This window comes from Bradyrhizobium sp. AUGA SZCCT0283 (assembly GCF_018130385.1).
In the GTDB taxonomy this organism is placed as follows: domain Bacteria; phylum Pseudomonadota; class Alphaproteobacteria; order Rhizobiales; family Xanthobacteraceae; genus Bradyrhizobium.
The window spans coordinates 16343-34322 of the sequence record NZ_JAFCLU010000050.1 but is presented as its reverse complement, the minus strand read 5'-3'; the positions used below and the strand labels follow the sequence as shown (position 1 = coordinate 34322).

At 62.3% G+C, this 17980-nt stretch carries 16 protein-coding genes and 1 pseudogene; 13 read left to right on the top strand and 4 right to left on the bottom strand.

Going from position 1 to position 17980, the window contains the following annotated elements; all coding sequences use genetic code 11:
• Window positions 1-84 precede the first annotated feature (84 nt).
• Window positions 85-504 (bottom strand): hypothetical protein, encoded by a 420-nt coding sequence (locus JQ624_RS35685; protein WP_212423559.1) that lies wholly within the window; start codon window positions 502-504, stop codon window positions 85-87.
• An 89-nt stretch (window positions 505-593) separates the two neighbouring features.
• Entirely contained in the window at window positions 594-971 is a 378-nt protein-coding gene (locus JQ624_RS39030; RefSeq protein ID WP_249130331.1) for a hypothetical protein, read from the bottom strand.
• Window positions 972-1874: 903 nt separating this feature from the next.
• Between JQ624_RS39030 and JQ624_RS35675 the strand changes: the two genes are divergently transcribed.
• From JQ624_RS35675 to JQ624_RS35650, 6 genes and pseudogenes are all read left to right on the top strand, one after another.
• Entirely contained in the window at window positions 1875-2585 is a 711-nt protein-coding gene (locus JQ624_RS35675; RefSeq protein WP_212423566.1) for a TetR/AcrR family transcriptional regulator, read from the top strand.
• On the top strand, window positions 2582-3367 hold the full coding sequence (locus JQ624_RS35670) for an efflux RND transporter periplasmic adaptor subunit (protein ID WP_212423558.1): 786 nt from the start codon (window positions 2582-2584) through the stop codon (window positions 3365-3367). Before JQ624_RS35675 ends, JQ624_RS35670 begins: the two co-directional genes overlap by 4 nt.
• Window positions 3364-4308 carry an ABC transporter ATP-binding protein gene (locus tag JQ624_RS35665; RefSeq protein WP_212423557.1) on the top strand — a complete coding sequence of 315 codons (945 nt, stop codon included), beginning with the start codon at window positions 3364-3366 and terminating at the stop codon, window positions 4306-4308. Before JQ624_RS35670 ends, JQ624_RS35665 begins: the two co-directional genes overlap by 4 nt.
• Window positions 4305-5471: an ABC transporter permease gene (locus JQ624_RS35660; RefSeq protein WP_212423556.1), complete on the top strand. Its 1167-nt coding sequence runs from the start codon at window positions 4305-4307 to the stop codon at window positions 5469-5471. Before JQ624_RS35665 ends, JQ624_RS35660 begins: the two co-directional genes overlap by 4 nt.
• A gap of 208 nt (window positions 5472-5679) precedes the next feature.
• A pseudogene (locus JQ624_RS35655) lies at window positions 5680-6979 on the top strand (adenylate/guanylate cyclase domain-containing protein).
• A gap of 12 nt (window positions 6980-6991) precedes the next feature.
• Window positions 6992-7906 carry a PhzF family phenazine biosynthesis protein gene (locus JQ624_RS35650; protein WP_212423555.1) on the top strand — a complete coding sequence of 305 codons (915 nt, stop codon included), beginning with the start codon at window positions 6992-6994 and terminating at the stop codon, window positions 7904-7906.
• 136 nt (window positions 7907-8042) lie between these two features.
• Here JQ624_RS35650 and JQ624_RS35645 read toward each other — a convergent pair whose 3' ends face one another.
• On the bottom strand, window positions 8043-8507 hold the full coding sequence (locus tag JQ624_RS35645) for a DUF488 family protein (RefSeq protein WP_212423554.1): 465 nt from the start codon (window positions 8505-8507) through the stop codon (window positions 8043-8045).
• A gap of 141 nt (window positions 8508-8648) precedes the next feature.
• Between JQ624_RS35645 and JQ624_RS35640 the strand changes: the two genes are divergently transcribed.
• Window positions 8649-9620 carry a tripartite tricarboxylate transporter substrate binding protein gene (locus tag JQ624_RS35640; protein ID WP_212423553.1) on the top strand — a complete coding sequence of 324 codons (972 nt, stop codon included), beginning with the start codon at window positions 8649-8651 and terminating at the stop codon, window positions 9618-9620.
• Between the two features lie 8 nt (window positions 9621-9628).
• Here JQ624_RS35640 and JQ624_RS35635 read toward each other — a convergent pair whose 3' ends face one another.
• Entirely contained in the window at window positions 9629-10453 is an 825-nt protein-coding gene (locus JQ624_RS35635; RefSeq protein ID WP_212423552.1) for a DUF72 domain-containing protein, read from the bottom strand.
• A 315-nt stretch (window positions 10454-10768) separates the two neighbouring features.
• Here JQ624_RS35635 and JQ624_RS35630 point away from each other — a divergent pair, with 315 nt between their 5' ends.
• The 6 genes from JQ624_RS35630 (at window position 10769) to JQ624_RS35605 (ending at window position 17946) form a co-directional block, all read left to right on the top strand.
• A complete protein-coding gene (locus tag JQ624_RS35630; protein WP_212423551.1) occupies window positions 10769-11572 on the top strand; it encodes a Crp/Fnr family transcriptional regulator in 804 nt (267 codons plus the stop codon).
• A 529-nt stretch (window positions 11573-12101) separates the two neighbouring features.
• A complete protein-coding gene (locus JQ624_RS35625) occupies window positions 12102-13538 on the top strand; it encodes an ABC transporter substrate-binding protein (RefSeq protein WP_212423550.1) in 1437 nt (478 codons plus the stop codon).
• A 10-nt stretch (window positions 13539-13548) separates the two neighbouring features.
• Window positions 13549-14565, top strand: a complete 1017-nt coding sequence (locus JQ624_RS35620) for an ABC transporter permease (RefSeq protein WP_249130330.1) — start codon at window positions 13549-13551, stop codon at window positions 14563-14565.
• Window positions 14566-14567: 2 nt separating this feature from the next.
• Window positions 14568-15440: an ABC transporter ATP-binding protein gene (locus tag JQ624_RS35615; protein WP_212423564.1), complete on the top strand. Its 873-nt coding sequence runs from the start codon at window positions 14568-14570 to the stop codon at window positions 15438-15440.
• A gap of 125 nt (window positions 15441-15565) precedes the next feature.
• Complete coding sequence (locus tag JQ624_RS35610; RefSeq protein WP_249130329.1) at window positions 15566-16933, top strand: arylsulfatase; 1368 nt, start codon at window positions 15566-15568, stop codon at window positions 16931-16933.
• A 134-nt stretch (window positions 16934-17067) separates the two neighbouring features.
• Window positions 17068-17946, top strand: a complete 879-nt coding sequence (locus tag JQ624_RS35605) for a formylglycine-generating enzyme family protein (RefSeq protein WP_212423562.1) — start codon at window positions 17068-17070, stop codon at window positions 17944-17946.
• The last annotated feature ends 34 nt before the right edge of the window (window positions 17947-17980 follow it).

The following is a 17980-nucleotide window of genomic DNA, read 5'->3' as shown; positions in this document are numbered from 1 at the left end:
CATCGTTGATCCTCCGGGTGGTTGGGTGGTCGCAAACTCAGCTTACCCCTGACCACCTGCCACCCCATAGGATCTACAAGCTGATTACGTCGCCGTGGCGCTGACGTAGGGAATGCTGGCGACGATCGCGAAAAGCACGATCGCGTTGCACAGCATGCCGCCCCAATGCAGCCGCCGCACCGCCGCGGCGTCGCCGGCATCCCTGGCGCTGAGCTGGGCATCCCACTGCCGCAGAAACCAGCCACGCGCCCGGACCGCGAAAGCCGCGATCAGCGCAACGCCGATCGCGAAAACCGGCCGACCGGTCAGAGCAAAGGTCACCGTCCCGATGACGCCGGCAATGCCCGTCATCAGAAAATGGGCATTGAACATGCCGCGTAACAGCTGGGTGACTTGTGGAATGTCGAGCTTCACCAGCAGAAAGGCGGGCGCCGCCAGAAAAAAGTAACCCATCGGAAAAAGCAGGATGACAATGGCGGCCAAGGCGATGCCATCTGACGTCATGCGATCACCCTTTTCTTTTTCCTTTTTTGAGCGGGCAGGGCCGGCTTCCGGCGGTACCCCGATAATAATATCGGCAGATATCATCGACACTATTGGGCTTTGGTCGGATTGCGATTGAGCCTGCGGACGTCGGATCGCTGCCTGGTCGATTTTCGCAAGACTGCCGATCGAAGCCGGCGGCGGCTAACCGAGATGAAGGCCATCGGACAGGGCTCGGTCATGTAGAGCGCGTAGAAAGTCAGTCCCGAATTGGAATCGATCTCCCCCACCTTCGGCGTGACGTCAAAGGACTTGAACACCGACTTGCCGGCTTCATCGCGGCCGGTCAGCGCCCGCTTGGGGGCTGGCAGCTCGCTCGAATCTTTCGCGTCAGCCGGTTGTGACATCGCGGCGAGGGCGCCGCCGCCGACCATGCTTGCACCGTTTTGCAGCAGTCTCAATCTCTGGTAGCCGAGGCTGGGCGTCATTCGGCAGCTCCAGGAACCGGCAGCCGGGGCAATCGCGGCGAAAAAGCCGGTGCGCGTAAAATCTAATTTGCTGAACGGATTCAATCTGATTTGGGCCGTCCAGTTGTCCTCGCAAATATATACTTCTTCCCAATCACCCCAAATCAGTGGCTATTTCCGCGCTGTCCCGTCTCGGCAAGAGGGGCGTATCGCGATCGTCACGAACGCGAGGCGGGATGCGGTGGACGCGAGGGCGTCGGCGCGAAGCGTGGCCGCAGGGTGAGCTGAGCTCATGAGCGGTTCACAGCGCGCAGGATGAACGACGTTGCTCCGTACGGCAAAACCGTGTGGTCCTGACACCCGTGGCTGGTGCCAAGCTGCCGGTGGCGCATGCGATCCAACCGGATCGCGTGAGCCATCAAGCCGGCAGCGATGGAGGCAAAAGGAATTCGTCTCCAGGGAGAGCACGGCATAAGCCGTCAAACCATTGCGCAGGGAATGCCGGAGTGCTCCGGCTGTACCTGTATGCTCGTGTGCGCCTCTATCTCTATCTTGCACACGAGACCGCGGGTGCAGCGTGCACCCGGCATTCCCTGCTCCCTCCGATTTCAGTGGAGGGGACAAGTTCATGCAAACCTCGGGCGCAGTGCGTCGCGAGAATGCAAGATTGTATCCACCGTCATTGCGAGCGCAGCGAAGCAATCCATTCTTTCTTTGTGCCGCGAGGTGGATTGTTTCGCTCCGCTCGCAATGACGCGGATAGGCCGCCACGTGCTGGATACCCCGCATCTGTGGCGTATGACGCGCCCTTGGAGCCGCGCAAAATTCTCCAGCCGGCGCGATCGAGATTTCGGTCACGCCCATGTGAAAGGCCGCTTTCCGCCCGACATTGACAATGACTGACTAGTCAGTCATATAGTGAGCATGACAAAACAGGCCACCAAAAACACCCGGAAATCAGCCCCGAAACCCGCCAATCGCCGGGCCGGGGCGACGTCATCGGCAGTTCCGGCGTCGCCCAAGCCCGCTTCGAGCCGCGCCGAACGCGCGGCCGAGCGGCGCGGGGCCATCGTCGAGGCGGCGATGGACGAGTTCATCGCCCGCGGGTTTGCGGCGACGCGGCTTGATGACGTCGCCAAGCGCGCCGGCGTCGCCAAGGGCACGATCTATCTGCACTTCAAGGACAAGGAATCGATGTTCGAGGAACTGATCCGGACCGCCATCGTGCCAATGATTACCCGCCTGTGGGGCACACCACCTCAGCCCGGGACGTCGGTCCGCGACATGGTGGAGGGCTTTGCAAAAACCTTCATCGAGGAGGTGGCGACCACGCGGCGCGGCGACCTCGTGCGCCTGATCGTCGCCGAGGGGCCGCGATTTCCGGCCGTGGCCGACTTCTATTACCGCGAAGTGGTATCGCGCGGCCTCGCCGGCATGCGCGCGCTGATCGAACTCGGCATCGCGCGCGGCGAGATCAAGCAGAAAAACCTGGCGCGGTTTCCGCAAATCATGGTGGCGCCCGCGCTGATCGCCGTGATCTGGCAGAGCCTTTTCAGCAGACATGCGCCACTGGACGCCCTCGAAATGTTTCGGGTGCATCTCGATCTGATTTTTGGCGAACGGAGGACGACATGACTTCGTCGCGAATGACGACAATTCTGGCCGCGCTGGCGCTCGCCGCCGTGCTCACCGGCTGCAAGGAGCGCAAGGATCCGGGCTTCCAGGGTTGGGTCGAGGCCGACATGATCTTCGTCAGCCCGGATGAAAGCGGGCGCGTGACCAAGCTCAACGTGCGCGAGGGCGACGAGGTCAAGCCCGGCATGCCGCTCTATTCGGTCGACGACGATCTGCAGCAGGCGGATCTCAATCAGAACAAGGCGACGCTCGCCAATGCGCAGCAGACTTTTGACCGCGCGGCCTCGCTGAGCAAGACCGGTTCCGGCACGCAGGCCAACCTCGATTCAGCGACCTCGGCGCTGCGGGTGGCGGAAGCCCGCGTCAACACCTCGCAGACCCGGCTGGCGCGGCGCAGCGGCTTTGCGCCGGTCGGCGGCACCATCCAGCAGATCTACTTCCGCGAAGGCGAGATGGTTCCGGCGCAGCGGCCGGTGTTGTCGATCATGCCGCCCGGCAACATGAAGCTGCGCTTCTTCGTGCCGGAGACGGAATTGCCGAAGCTTGCGATCGGCGATGAGGTGAAGGTGACCTGCGACAATTGCGCGGCCGACCTCACGGCAAAGATCTATTTCATCGCGACCACGGCCGAATACACCCCGCCGGTCATCTACAGCCTCGATGAGCGCAACAAGCTGGTCTACCTGATCCAGGCGCGGCCGAGCCGGCCCGATAGCTTGCGCGTCGGCCAGCCGATCAGCGTGTTTCTCAATCCTCGAACGCCAATGGCGGACAAGCGATGAATTTGGCTCCGGCATCAAGCCCCGACATCGCCATCAACGTCGAGGGCCTGTCAAAATCGTTCGGCGGCCGCGAGGTCGTGCATGACCTTTCGATGCAGGTGAAGCGCGGCTCGATCTATGGCTTCCTTGGGCCCAACGGCTCCGGCAAGACCACCACCATCCGCATGCTGTGCGGTTTGCTGACGCCGGATTCCGGTGAGGGCACCTGCCTCGGCTACGACATCCGCCGCGACGCCGACAAGATCAAGCGCCAGGTCGGCTACATGACGCAGCGCTTCAGCCTGTACCAGGATCTCTCGGTGCGGGAGAACCTGGAATTCGTCGCGCGGCTTTACGGCATGCCTGACGCGCGGGGCGCCGCACGCGACATGATCCAGCGCATTGGCTTGAACGGCCGCGAGGAGCAACTCGCCGGCGAGCTCTCGGGTGGCTGGAAGCAGCGGCTCGCGCTCGGCGCCTGCACGCTGCCCAACCCGCAATTGCTGCTGCTGGACGAGCCGACCGCCGGCGTCGATCCCAAGGCGCGGCGCGATTTCTGGAACGAGATCCATGCGCTCGCCGCCGAGGGGCTGACTGTGCTGGTCTCGACGCATTACATGGACGAGGCCGAGCGCTGTCACGAGATCGCCTATATCGCCTATGGCCATCTGCTGGCGCATGGCACGGTGGACGAGGTGATCGCGAAGTCGGCATTGTCGACCTGGACGGTCTCCGGCGACGACCTCAACGGGCTTGCGGCGGAGCTTGCCGGAAAGCCCGGCGTCGACATGGTGGCACCGTTCGGCACCAGCCTGCACGTCTCGGGGCGCGACAAAGCTGCGCTTGAGGCGACCATCGCGCCCTATCGCGACACGAGGGGATGGCACTGGCAGGACAGCGAGCCGTCGCTGGAAGATGTGTTCATTGATCTCATGAACCGCTCAAAGGACAATTTCCAATGAGTGTAACCGAAGCAACCAACCGTGATCGCGGCGTCGGCGAGCCGGCCTTCGGCTTCTGGCGGCGCAGCTATGCGATGCTGGTCAAGGAATTCATCCAGCTTCGCCGCGACCGCGTCTCGTTCGCGATGATCGTGATGATCCCGGTCATGCAATTGCTGCTGTTCGGCTACGCCATCAACACCACGCCGCGCCATCTGCCGACGGCGGTATTGATACAGGAGGACAGCGATCTGGCGCGCTCGGTGCTGAAGGCGCTGGAGAATACCAGCTACTTTCGCTTCACCCGCGAAGTGCATAGCGTCGCCGAGTTCGACGATCTGCTGCAGTCCGGCAAGGTGCTGTTCGGGGTCGAGATTCCGCGCGGCTTCGAACGCGCGGTGCGGCGCGGCGACCGCCCGGCGCTGCTGGTCGCAGCCGATGCGACCGATCCGGTCGCGGCCGGCTCGGCGCTCGGCTCGCTCGGCGTGGTGGTGCAGACCGCGCTCGCACACGACCTCCATATCGGCGATCCGCCCGCGATGCCTTTCGAGATCAGGGCGCATGCCCGCTACAACCCGGCCGCGGAATCGCGGCTCAACATCGTGCCGGGCCTCGTCGGCACCATCCTGACCATGACCATGCTGATCTTCACCGCGCTGTCGGTGACGCGAGAAATCGAACGCGGCACCATGGAGAGCCTGCTGTCGATGCCGATCAAGCCGGTGGAGGTGATGTTCGGCAAGATCATTCCCTACGTCATCGTTGGCTTCATCCAGGCCTCGCTGATCGTCGGCATCGGGGTTCTGCTGTTTGGGGTGCCGATCCTCGGCAGCGTGGTGCTGCTGGCAGCGCTGACGACGCTGTTCATCACCACCAACCTGTCGATCGGCTACACCTTCTCCACCATCGTGCAGAACCAGTTGCAGGCGATGCAGATGTCGATGATGTTCTTCCTGCCCAGCATTCTGTTGTCCGGATTCATGTTTCCGTTCTCGGGCATGCCGGTATGGGCGCAATATCTCGGCGAGGGGCTTCCGCTGACCCACTACATCCGCATCGTCCGTGCCATCATGCTGAAGGGCGCCGGTCCCGCCAACCTGCAATACGACACGATTGCACTCATTGCACTGATGCTGGTGGCGATGACGATCGCCGTGACGCGCTTCCGTCGCACGCTCGATTGAGGCTATAAGTGTTGGCAGCGGGGAGGTAGCGCGGTGGGTCCATTCGTCATTGCCTGCGACAAACGCGAAGCGTTTGCGCAAGGGAGCGAAGCGACGAAGCAATCCATGCTTCCTCAACGCGATGATGGATTGCTTCGCTCCGCTCGCAATGACGGCAGAAACGGAAACGCTGTGAGCGCGACAGACGGAATGCTGGTTAGGTGAGGCGATGGCTGGGCTCAGGGGCAAGAAGACAAAGGATCAAGACACGGGGGTGTCGGCCGACTTCCAGCGCGCGCTGATGCAGGAAGTGATGACGACCGAGCTGTTGCGGATCAAGGCGCTGGTCGCAACCACCGCGCTGCTCGGCATCATTCTCTGGATCGTCTACTTCTTCGCTTCCGAAGCGGTGAGCCGCGTCTGGCACGGCAACCTGAAGCCGGAATACCTTTATTCGATCATCGTGCCGTTCATCTTGTTCGAGCTGTGGGTTCATAGCCAGATCACCCGCCACATGCGGCAGGCCGGTGATCCGGCGCTATATCGGCGCGCTGATCGAGACCTCGATGCCGACGGTCGCGCTGGCGCTGCACATCAACAGCATGGGATCGGTGGCCGCACTCGGCTTCGTGACGCCGATGACCTATTTCATCTTCATCATCCTCTCGACCCTGCGGCTGGATTTCTGGCTCTCGACCTTCACCGGCGCGGTCGCCGCGGTGCAGCTGTTTTGCATGGCGATGTTCTATCATCCGGCTATCGGCGACCAGGCCGAACCCCTCTATTATCACGCCGCGCGCAGCCTGATCCTCCTGATCTGCGGCATGTTGGCGGGCGCGGTCGGAATGCAGTTGCGGCGGCAGTTCGAGGCAAGCATCAAGGCCGCGACCGCGCGCGACCGCATCACCAATCTGTTCGGCCAGCACGTCTCGCCGCAGGTGGTCGAGCGCCTGATGGCCGAGGGCACGAAAACCGACAGCGACATCCGCCGCGTCGCCGTCATGTTCGTCGATTTCCGCAGTTTCACTGCTGGCGCGCGCACGCGCACGCCGCAGGAAGTGGTGGACCGGCTCGACGGCGCCTTTGCCGTGCTGGTCGACATTCTCGATCGCCACGGCGGCATCGTGAACAAATTTTTGGGCGACGGATTCCTGGCATTGTTCGGCGCGCCGCTGGAGGCGCCGGACCCGGCGCACCGGGCGGTTGCCGCGGCGCGCGAGATGCTGGAAGCCAATGCGCGGATCAATGAAGCGACGACCTGGCCGCTGCGCATCGGCATCGGCATTCATCTCGGTGAGGTGGTCGCCGGCAATATCGGCTCGCCGCGGCGCAAGGAATACACGGTGATCGGCGATACCGTGAATTTCGCCTCGCGGTTGGAGGCGCTCAACAAGGACTTCAATTCGCAGTTCCTGATTTCGGAAGCGGTTCGCGATGCGCTCGGCGAAGCATGCGGCGATGCCGTCTCGCTCGGTGAGATCGAGGTCAGGGGCTATGAGCGGCCGATGGCCGTGTGGCGGTTAGGATAACGGAGTATCGAAATGCAGCGGCGTTATATTACTGTGGACGTTTTCACCGATCGCGCCTTCGGCGGCAATCCGCTCGCCGTGGTGCTTGATGCCGGCGGGCTGTCGACCGAACAGATGCAGGCGATCGCCACCGAGTTCAATTATTCCGAGACGACCTTCGTGCTGCCGCCGGCCGATCGCGCCCACGACGCGCAGGTGCGGATCTTCACGGTGAACCGGGAGCTTCCGTTTGCAGGCCATCCCAATGTCGGCACTGCCTTCGTGCTGGCGACGCTGGCGGCAAAGCCGCCGGCGCGGCTGCTGTTCGAGGAAGGAGCAGGGCTCGTGCCGGTCGAGATCGTGACCGAGCAGGGCAAGGTCGTCAGCACCGAATTCACGGCGCCGCAGCCGCTGAAGCGGATGTCGCATGTCAGCACCGAGCAGGCTGCGGCCTGCCTCTCGCTGTCGGCTAGCGACGTCAAGACCGACCGGCATCCACCGCAGATCATCTCGGTTGGGTTGTCGTTCCTGGCCGTCGAAGTCGCCACGCGCGAGGCGCTGCGGCGGGCCAGGCCCGATGCGGCGGCGTTCGCAAAAACCTTCCCGTGCGACGGCAGCGACGCCGTCTACTTCTATACCCGCGACGTGCCGGCGACCGAAAAGCCGTGCGAACTGCAGGCGCGGATGTTTCACCCCGCCGCCAGCGGGCTGTCCGAAGACCCTGCCACCGGCAGCGCGACGGCGGCCTGCGCGGCGCTGCTGGCCGATCTCGACGATCTCAAGGACGGCGAACTCAGATTGAAGATTGGGCAGGGCGTCGACATGGGCCGGCCCAGCCTGTTGCTGACGCGCGTCCGCAAGCAGAATGGCGCGGTCGCTTCGATTCATGTCGGCGGCGGTAGCGTGCAGATGATGGAGGGAACGTTCCGGCTTGATGGCAAGGGGTGAGGCGCGATGCTATCACATCGTCATTGCGAGCGAAGCGAAGCAATCCATCGCGCGGCATATAGAAAGAATGGATTGCTTCGTCGCTTGCGCTCCCTTGCGCAAACGCTTCGCGTTTGTCGCAGGCAATGACGGCCGGCTACACCTGCGGTGCCACCAGATTCTCCACCTTCACGCCGTCGCGCGCTTCGATGATCTCGGCGATCCATTGCCGGTGGCACTGGGCATGATCGCGCTCATAGCAGAGGATGCACACCGGACCGGACTTGTTCACCAGCGCCGACAGCTCATCGAGTTGCTCCTTCGCCTGCGCCGTCTTCAGATGTGCCGAATAGATCTTGTGCAGCAGACCGAGCTTCCCGCTGCGCGCGGCCTCACGGCCACTCTTCGGCGTCCCGAGTCCCTTCAGGTGCAGATAGGAAATGCCGCGTTCGTCGAGGCCGGCCGCGAGTTGATTTTTGGAGAAGCCCGGCCGCCGCGAGGACGCGACCGCGCGCACGTCAACCAGCAGCTTGACGCCGGCGTTCTGCAATTCGTCGAGCACCGCCCTGGACGGCGTCTGCTCATAGCCGATGGTGAAGAGGCGCTTTGTCCTGCGGGCCATATCGATCCAGACATTATGTCGCTGGCGCAAGGCTACGGTAATGGTCGGTCGATTGCTACATCCGCGTTGCGGCCGGAAGTGGCGTGTCGCATAGTCCTGCGAAAGAGCCTGTCGATGGCCATTTCTCGCTGGGGGGACAAGATGAACCGAATTAGCCGCTCGTTGACTTGGATACTCGCGCTGGTGCTTTGCGGCATTGCCGCAGCGCACGCCCAGACCGGCTATCCCGACCGCCCGGTGAAAATCATCGTCCCGATCGGTCCCGGCGGCAGCTACGATCTGATCGGGCGGCAGCTTGCGGACGCGCTGTCGAAGCGGATGGGGCAGGCCTTCGTCGTCGAGAACAAGCCGGGCGCCGGAACCGTGGTCGGCACGCAGGCGGCAAGCCAGAGCGAGCCGGATGGCTACACGCTGGTGGTCGGCGGGCTCTCCAACATGGCGTTCAATTCGGCGCTGTATTCGAAGCTCGGCTACGATCCGCGCAAGGATTTCGTGCCGGTCGCGCTGATCTACAAGTTCGGTTACGTGATGGTCGGCCGCAAGGATTTGCCGCATGGCAAGCTGCAGGACATCGTCGCCGCCGCCAAGGCGAACCCGGGCTCGATTTCCGTCGCGACGGCCGGCGTCGGCACCGGCCAGCATCTGGTGGCCGCCGCCTTCATGAAAGCCGCGGGCGTAAAATTTCAGGAGATACCCTACAAGGGTTCGCCGCCCGCCTTCACCGATCTGCTCGCCGGCCGCATCGACCTGTTTTTCGATTCGATCGCCGCCGGGCTCCCTTACGTGCAGTCCGGGCAGGCGAAGGGCATTGCACTGCTGTCGTCCAAGCGCAGCCCGCTGGCGCCGGACGTGCCGACGATGTCGGAAGCCGGCGTATCCGGCCTCGACGTCGATTCCTGGCTCGGGATATTCGCACCGGCAAAGACGCCGCCGGATGTCATTGCAAAGCTGCGCCGCGATATCCGCGCGTCGCTGCCCGACCTCAAGGAGCGTTTTGAGAAGAGCGGTGGAGAGGTGTGGGATCTGCCGGACGACAAGCTCGACGCCTTCGTCGCCTCCGAATACGAGAGCTGGACCAAGCTGATCCGCGAGGCCGGCATCAAGCTGGATTGAACGCCGAATTATTTGACGCGTTCGATCAATTCCATCGCGCCCGCCGGCGCGCGAACCTTGCCCTCGTGGATCACATAGGCGAACACGTCGCGCGGCATCTTCGCGGGCTTTGCGGCATCGACGCGCGGCAGGTCGTCGGGCTCGCCGCCAGCGGCCCAGGCCTGGAAGCGCTTGGCCCAGGCGTCGAGCTGCTTCGGCGGATAGCAGGTCTTGAGCTCGTCATTGCCCTTCTGCAGCCGCGCATAGACGAAGTCGCTGACCACGTCGGCAATCGCCGGATATTTGCCGTGCTCGGCGAACACGACAGGCGTCTCGAACTCGCGCAGCAACGCGATGAAGTCAGGCACGCAGAAACTGTCATGCCGCACCTCGACCACGTGACGGAGCGAGCGGCCCTCAAGTTTGCGCGGCAACAGTTCGAGGAACTTGCCGAAATCGGCCTCGTCGAATTTTTTGGTCGGCGCGAACTGCCACAGCACCGGGCCGAGCCGGTCGCCGAGTTCCAGCACGCCGGAATCATAGAAGCGTTTTACGGAATCGCCGGCTTCCGCCAGCACTCGACGGTTGGTCGCGAAGCGCGGGCCCTTCAACGAGAACACGAATCCGTCCGGCACCTCGCGCGCCCATTTGCGAAAACTCTCCGGCTTCTGCGAGCCGTAATAGGTGCCGTTGATTTCGATCGAGGTCAGCTTCGACGCGGCGTAGGACAGTTCCTTCGCCTGCGTGAGCTTTTCGGGATAAAACACGCCGCGCCACGGCTCGAAGGTCCAGCCGCCGATGCCGATATAGATGTTGCCGCGGTTTTTTGCGGTCGATTTCGAAGGCTTGCTCACGGGAGGGCTCGTCGGAAATGAGGGGAGGGCTCCGAGCGATGTTAACCAAACCGGACCTGATTGGCCAGATTGTCGCAGCACGCGACGAACTCTCGGAAACGCGGGATAGCGGCGAAGTGCGACAGCCCGGGATATGGACACGGAAGTTCCTTCGACGGAGAATGAACATGGTACTTGGCGCGCCGATTGCAAAGCATGAAGTATCGCAGGCCGGTGCCGGCGAGGGATCCGGCAGTCGAGCCTCATGTTCTCCGTCTGGTGCTCTCCGTCTGTATCGACGCAGGTGAGGATTTAGGTTTGGCTTCGAGCGGCCCCATGATCGGCAAGCATCACCCACCGCAACCGGCGCAGGCGCCGGGCAAGGCCGGCGCGCCGGCGCAGTTCGGCGCGCTGCTGATGACCGATGGCGGGGCACAGCGCAGCGGGCCGCCGTATTTGTTCAGCGGGCTGACGGAAACTGAGATCGCGCACGTGCTGGGCTCCGGAAAGCGCAGGGTGCTCTACCGCGGCGCGCAGCTCTTCAGCCAGGGCAGTCCGCAAGACGGCATCTTCCTGATCGAGAGCGGGCGCATCAAGGTGTTCTACACCGCACCCTCGGGCCGCGAGATCACGCTGGCTTACTGGCACTCCGGCAATTTCGTCGGCGGCCCGGAAGTCTTCAAGCAAGGCCTGCACGTCTGGTCGGGGGTTGCCGCCGTCAACAGCACGGTGCTGCATTTGCCGGGCGATGTGCTGCGACGGATGGTGCTGACGATTCCGGCGCTCGCCATCGGAATCATCGAGGGCCTCAGCTTCAAGGGCCAATGCTATTCCGCGCTGGCGCAGATGCTCGGGACGCGCTCGCCGACCGAGCGGCTTGCGCAACTCCTGCTGCATCTGATGAATTTGTACGGCGTCGACGAGCATCATGGCACCTTGATCGCCGCGTCGTTCACCCACGCCGATCTCGCGCATATGACGGGCGTGACGCGTCAGTCCGTCACCATCAGCCTCAAGCGTTTTACCGAGCTTGGAATCCTGAGTGCACACGGCTCCAACCTCGTCATCAAGAACGCCGACATGCTGAGCGAAATCCGCGATGGAAAACTCGCCAAGGCCTCGGCTTCCGACGAGGCCTGATGATCGGCAGCGCCGGACAAGGCCGCATTGCACAAGCGCCGTAACCGTCGATCTCGGGCCGATTCCATGCCGTGGAGCGGTCTTCGGCCGGGATTGGGGTGACTAATTTGTAGCCACCGCGCTCATCCGTTAGCCAAGTCAGACGGCATTTCTGTCCATTAATTGAGCATCCGGATATTTCTTCGCAATACGTTGCTGGCTCGACGCGTTCGTCGTTTCGGATTCAAGGGGTGCCGTTCAGAGTTCGCTTACCGGACGTTTTGGCGTCCGCAATGGAAGCAAGCGAGTTCACGGCAAATGACGTCAACTTCCTTCTTTAACCACGCCGTTCGCGATCCGGGCCTTCGCGAACAAAACCCGCTGCGGGTCGTCAGCACGGGCCCCGTGGCATGTCGCTTGCACCATCATCCCCGTCAAGCCAGTCAGCCTGCTCAGCGCCGAGTAAGCCCGTCACAGTCCGTTGTGGCCGGGGCGCTTCGCGTGGGCATTGCACAAAATCCCGCACAGTCAGTTCGAAAGGATTTGTCTAATGAGCGTCGGCCCTGCGTCTAAATTCTCTGGCTTCCTTCCTTTGCTCGTCGCCGCAGCCATCGGGTTTGTGCCTGCGACCGCAAGCGCAGAGACTCTCGAAATCGGCATCGGCACACAGAACACGACGACCAATACGGTAACGGGTGGCGTCGTTCTGAAGGAGCTTGGCCTTCTCGAGAAGCACCTGCCGAAAACCGGCAAGTACAAGGATTTCCAGTACAAGCTGAGCTGGCAGAACGCGACATCAGGCCCGCCGATCACCAACGGCATGATGGCCAACAACATCCAGATCGGCATGATGGGCGACTATCCGCTGATGGTGAACGGCGCCACCGGCCAGGCCACCAAGAACGAAACCCAGCTCGTTGCCATCATCGCCTACAATGCGGTGGGGGGCGGCAACGGCATCGTCGTCCACAAGGACTCGCCGTTCTATGAACTCGGCGACCTCAAGGGCAAGAACGTGTCGGTGCCGTTCGGCTCGGCCGCGCACGGCATGATGCTGACCTCGCTGCAGAAGCGCGGACTGCCGCCCGATTTCTGGAATCTGGTGTCGCAATCGCCGGAAGTCGGCAGCACCAATCTGCAGGAAAAGCGCATTGACGCGCATGGCGACTTCGTGCCGTTCGCAGAGCTGCTGCCGTTCAAGGGTTTTGCGCGCAAGATCTATGACGGCGCCGAGACCAAGACTCCGACATTCCACGGCGTGGTCGTGCGCAAGGACTTCGGCGAGAAATATCCGGAGATCGTGGTGGCCTACATCAATGCGTTGATGGAGGCGAACAACTGGATGCGAAAGAATCCCAAGCTCGCCGCCGAAAAGATCGAGGAGTGGACCAAGATCAATAAGGAAGTGGTCTACATCTTCCTGGGACCGGGCGGTGTGCACACGCTCGATGCGACCATCAAGCCGCAATGGATCGAATCTGTTGGAAACAACTACGCCATTCTGCAGAAGCTGAACATGATCAAGGAGCTCAACATCGGCGCCTGGGTCAACGACAAGTATGTTCGGCAGGCCTACAAGGAGCAGGGGCTCGACTACGACAAGCAGCTAGCCTCGTTCGATACCTACAACGTTACCGGCACCGATCCGATCTGCAACGCGCCGGTCAAAGATCCCAAGAAGACTGGCGAGATCTGGATCCAGGGCGGCGACATCGTGTCGTTCAGCTCACCGGTCTGCACGCTGCTCGGCGTGAAGAAGTACGGCGCCGAAGGCAAGAAATTCAACGCCGTCTACCTGGTCGATCATCAGCTCGGCATCAAGGTCTTCGCCGACGCCGCGTTCTATTCGATCGGCGGCCAGGATCCGAAGAAGCCGGACGTGGTGCCGTTCCTGCTCAAGAAGGACGCGGAAGCCTACGCGGCCAAGAACAGCGGCAAGCTGGCGACCTATGCCGAGGTGCTCGGCGCGATCAATGTAGGACAATAGGGTGGACTGAATGGGCAGCCTGGCAAGTGCGAAAATCGTAGCGCTCCCGATGGTCGAGAAGCATTCCGTTCCCGAGCCGGCGGTTGCCGCCGTGAAGCCTCCCGCAGCCGAAATTTCCGCTACGGGAGCGACGGCAAACGCATCTGCGCCGGTCGCGGTCGCGGAAATTCCCGTGCCGGAGCCTGAGCCTGTTCCGACGGTTTCGCTGACCAAGGTGTTGCGGAGCCTGCTCGCCAAGATCACGCGCGAGCGGATCATCACCGCCGCACTTGCCTGCATCTCGATCGGAGCCCTGTTCCTGTTCTGGTATCTCGGGACCAAGTACCGGCTCGAGTTCTACATTCGCTTCAAGAACGTTCCGACGCCCTACGAAGTGTATCAGCAGCTGACGCAGGTCGGGCTGTCCAACAAGTATCTCGTCAACATCGCCATCAGCGTCCGGCGCATCCTGCTCGGCTTCTTCATCGCCTTGAGCATCGGCGTGCCGCTTGGGCTCGCAATCGGAAAGTATCAGCGCGTCCGCGACCTGTTCATGCCGGTGGTCGAAATCATGCGGCCGATCCCGGCGATCGCCTGGGTGCCGATGTCGATCATGCTGTGGCCGAACAATGAGGCCAGCATCGTCTTCATCACCTTCATCGGCGCCTTCTTTCCGATCCTGCTCAACACCATCCACGGGGTGCATTCGCTCGATGGCGTGTTGATACGGGCGGCACGCTGCCTGGGCGCGAGTGAGTTCCGGCTGTTCCTGAACGTGATCCTGCCGGGCTCGCTGCCGCACATCTTCACCGGCCTTGCCGTCGGCATGGGCGTGGCATGGGTATCGCTGATCGCCGCAGAGATGATCTCGGGTCAGTTCGGCGTCGGCTACTTCACCTGGGAAGCCTATTCGCTGGTGGACTATCCCGCGATCGTGCTCGGCATGATTACCATCGGTTTCCTTGGACTGGCCTGCAGCGGCATCATCCGGATGGTTGGCAGCCTCCTGATGCCATGGTTGGCATTCGCACCAGGAGGCAAGCGATGACAATGGCAGTGGCAGGTACTGAAACCAACAAGGGTTTCATCGACGTACGTGATATGGGAGTCACATTTGGCGCCAACGACGACAAGGTCGTCGCCGTCGAGAATGTGTCGCTTAACGTGCAGCCCGGCGAGTTCGTTTCGCTGATCGGCCCCTCCGGCTGTGGCAAGTCGACCTTGCTCAGCATCGTCGCCGGTTTCGTCAAGCCGACGCTTGGCGAGGCCAGGCTCGACGGCAAGGCGATCACAAAGCCGGGCTCGGACCGCGGCGTCGTGTTCCAGCAATACTCGCTGTTTCCCTGGCTGTCGGTTCGCAAGAACGTCGAGTTCGGCCTCAAGATGGCGGGCGTCGACCAAAGTAAACGCAACACCACGGCGCGCGCGCTGCTCGACCTCGCCGGGCTGCTGTCGTTCGAGAACCACTATCCCGACCAGCTCTCCGGCGGCATGAAGCAGCGCATCGGCATTGTCCGCGCGCTGGCAACCAGTCCGCAGGTCCTGCTGATGGATGAGCCGTTCGGCGCGCTCGACACGCAAACCCGCGTCGTGATGCAGGAAATTCTCACCAACATCTGGCAGCAGTTCAAGATCTCGGTGCTGTTCATCACGCACGATATCGAAGAGTCGATTTTCCTCTCCGACCGCATCTACGTCATGACCGCGCGGCCGGGCCGCATCAAGGCGGAGATCAAAGTGCCGCTGCCGCGTCCGCGCAGGGCCGAGATGACCGACACGCCGGAATTCATGAACCTGGTGCAGGAGCTTAAGGGCCTGATCCGGGAAGAGTCGCTCGCGGCAATGGCGCCGGAAATCAAGGATCGAGGCCTTTCAGGCTTTGGAATGAAAGTGGGACCGAAAGGAGTAGGCGAAATCTTCTGAGAGAATCTTGAACGTCGCGGCCGAACAGGCGCGAAACATCTATCAACGACATCAACCAAGGAGAGACGCGAAGAAGCGCGCGCGTCAACGACGACGTGCGCCTGCGTCACAGATCGGAGAATTCAATGGCAAGTAAACCAAACATACTGTTTTTCCACGTCGACAACCTCGGCATGGGCGAACTCGGCTGCTACGGCGGCGGCATCCTGCGCGGCGCCGATACCAAGCGCATGGACAATTTCGCCAAGCAAGGCGTCAAGTTGACGCACTATGTCGTCGAACCGCAGTGCACGCCGACCCGCTCGGCGCTGATGACCGGACGCTTCCCGATCCGCTCGGGCAACCACACCATCGCGCTCGGCGGCAATGGCGGCGGCATCGTCAAGTGGGAGCGCACCATCGGTTCGATTCTGTCGGAAGCCGGTTACGCAACCTCGATCTACGGCAAGTGGCACATCGGAGCCGAGGACGGCCGTTTCCCGACCGATCACGGTTTTGACGAATGGTATGGCCCCTTGCGCACCTATGACGAATGCATGTGGTTGACCGACCCGCATTACGTGGCGGAGCGCGACGGCTTCTCGCACATGCATGAAGGCGTCAAGGGCAAGGGTGCATGGCCGCTCAAGGACGAGCAGCTCACCATGGAGACCAAGAAGACCTGCGATCTCGAGTACCAGAAGCGCGCCATCAAGTTCATGGAAAAGTCCGTCAAGGCGGACAAGCCGTTCTACTGCTACTTCAACCACTCGCTGATGCACTTCCCGATGAGCCCGCGCGACGAATTCGTCGGCAAGAGCACCAATGGCGATTGGGGCGACTGCCTGCTGATGCTGGATCACGATTTCGGCGTGCTGCTTGACAAGCTGGACGAACTCGGCGTTGCCGACAACACCATCGTGGTGATGTGCGGCGACAACGGCGCCGAGGACCATCTCGCCGGCCGCGGCACCGGCGGCTTCTTCGATGGATCCTACTTCAGCTCGGCGGAAGGCGGCATCCGCACCCCGCTCCTGATCCGCTGGCCGAACCGCATTCCGGCAGGCGTCGAAAGCAACGAGATGGTGCATGTCACCGACATGTTCACTACGCTGTTGTCGATGACCGGCTGCAAGGCGCCCGCCGACCGGCTGATCGACGGTGTCGACCAGAGCCCGTTCTTCCTCGGCAAGCAGCCGACCTCGAACCGCGAGTCCTGCATCGTCTGGCTGAAGGACGAACTGCACGCCGTGAAGTGGAAGGACTTCAAGATCAACTTCAAGCGGCAGCAGCATTTCCACGATCCGGAATTGCCGCTCGGCTTCGCCCGCATCACGCATCTGCAGGAAGACCCCAAGGAGCGTGAGGCCGTCAACCAGCGCTATGTCCGCTGGTGGGTGATGCAGCACGCGCAACGCATCATCAGGGATTTCGAGGAGAGCGCCAAGAAGGAGGAACTTATTCCACCGGGAGCTCCGCTCGATTTCGTGCCCAAGCAGCACGCCAAGGCCTGAACGCGATGACTGCACCGACGAGAGCGGAAACGATCGCGCATGGTGCAGCCGGCCATCGCCGGGGAGAGGGCTGCTGCGCTCTCTCCGGCAAGGTCAAATCGGCCAATGTACCTGATGCGGTCAAGCCGGACTCCATGAACTGGATTCCAGGCGGCGGCTTCCTGATGGGCTCCAACAGCTTCTATCGGGAAGAGCGCCCGGTCCGTCCGGCCTTCGTCGAGGGTTTTTGGATGGACATCTATCCCGTCACCAACGGCGAATTCCGGAAATTCGTCGAGGCGACCGGTTACGTCACCTATTCCGAACGCCCCCCCAATCCGGCGATGTATCCGGACGCAGACCCCGCGCTGCTGGTGCCGGGCTCGCTGGTGTTCGTCAAACCGGATCGTCCGGTCAGCCTGCGCAACAATCTCGCCTGGTGGGAATACAGACCCGGCGCGGACTGGCGGCAGCCGGAAGGGCCGGGGAGTTCAATCGCTGGCCGCGACGATCATCCCGTCGTGCATGTCGCCTATGAGGACGCGCTCGCCTATGCGGCGTGGTGCGGCAAGGAGTTGCCGACCGAAGCTGAGTGGGAGTTCGCCGCCCGTGGTGGTCTCGAAGGCAAGGCCTATCCGTGGGGCGATGCCGCCAACCCAGAGGGGCGGTTTCTCGCCAATACCTGGCAGGGCCGTTTCCCTCACGAAAATCTCAATGAGGACGGATACGAGGGTACGTCGCCGGTCGACGCGTTTCCGGCCAATGGCTACGGCCTGTTCGACATGGTCGGCAATGTCTGGGAATGGACGTCGAGCCCGTATGACGCGGCGCCCGATCAACAGGAGCAGTCCTGCTGTCATCCGAATGCGGGCGATGACCAGTCGACGCGCCGTGTCGTGAAGGGCGGTTCGCATCTCTGCGCGCCCAATTACTGCCTGCGCTACCGGCCGTCGGCCCGCCAGGGCGAAACGGTCGATTCTTCCACCTGTCACATCGGCTTCCGCTGTGTCGTCCGCAAACCGCCGGGCGGCTGACGCGCCACCGGCTTCGAACACGCCGTCAACATTT

Excerpts from the sequence above, each read along its gene's own strand:
- JQ624_RS35685 (WP_212423559.1), bottom strand. The coding sequence starts at position 504 with ATGACGTCAGATGGCATCGCCTTGGCCGCCATTGTCATCCTGCTTTTT.
- JQ624_RS39030 (WP_249130331.1), bottom strand. The coding sequence starts at position 971 with ATGACGCCCAGCCTCGGCTACCAGAGATTGAGACTGCTGCAAAACGGT.
- JQ624_RS35675 (WP_212423566.1), top strand. The coding sequence starts at position 1,875 with ATGACAAAACAGGCCACCAAAAACACCCGGAAATCAGCCCCGAAACCC.
- JQ624_RS35670 (WP_212423558.1), top strand. The coding sequence starts at position 2,582 with ATGACTTCGTCGCGAATGACGACAATTCTGGCCGCGCTGGCGCTCGCC.
- JQ624_RS35665 (WP_212423557.1), top strand. The coding sequence starts at position 3,364 with ATGAATTTGGCTCCGGCATCAAGCCCCGACATCGCCATCAACGTCGAG.
- JQ624_RS35660 (WP_212423556.1), top strand. The coding sequence starts at position 4,305 with ATGAGTGTAACCGAAGCAACCAACCGTGATCGCGGCGTCGGCGAGCCG.
- JQ624_RS35650 (WP_212423555.1), top strand. The coding sequence starts at position 6,992 with ATGCAGCGGCGTTATATTACTGTGGACGTTTTCACCGATCGCGCCTTC.
- JQ624_RS35645 (WP_212423554.1), bottom strand. The coding sequence starts at position 8,507 with ATGGCCCGCAGGACAAAGCGCCTCTTCACCATCGGCTATGAGCAGACG.
- JQ624_RS35640 (WP_212423553.1), top strand. The coding sequence starts at position 8,649 with ATGAACCGAATTAGCCGCTCGTTGACTTGGATACTCGCGCTGGTGCTT.
- JQ624_RS35630 (WP_212423551.1), top strand. The coding sequence starts at position 10,769 with ATGATCGGCAAGCATCACCCACCGCAACCGGCGCAGGCGCCGGGCAAG.
- JQ624_RS35625 (WP_212423550.1), top strand. The coding sequence starts at position 12,102 with ATGAGCGTCGGCCCTGCGTCTAAATTCTCTGGCTTCCTTCCTTTGCTC.
- JQ624_RS35620 (WP_249130330.1), top strand. The coding sequence starts at position 13,549 with ATGGGCAGCCTGGCAAGTGCGAAAATCGTAGCGCTCCCGATGGTCGAG.
- JQ624_RS35615 (WP_212423564.1), top strand. The coding sequence starts at position 14,568 with ATGGCAGTGGCAGGTACTGAAACCAACAAGGGTTTCATCGACGTACGT.
- JQ624_RS35610 (WP_249130329.1), top strand. The coding sequence starts at position 15,566 with ATGGCAAGTAAACCAAACATACTGTTTTTCCACGTCGACAACCTCGGC.
- JQ624_RS35605 (WP_212423562.1), top strand. The coding sequence starts at position 17,068 with ATGAACTGGATTCCAGGCGGCGGCTTCCTGATGGGCTCCAACAGCTTC.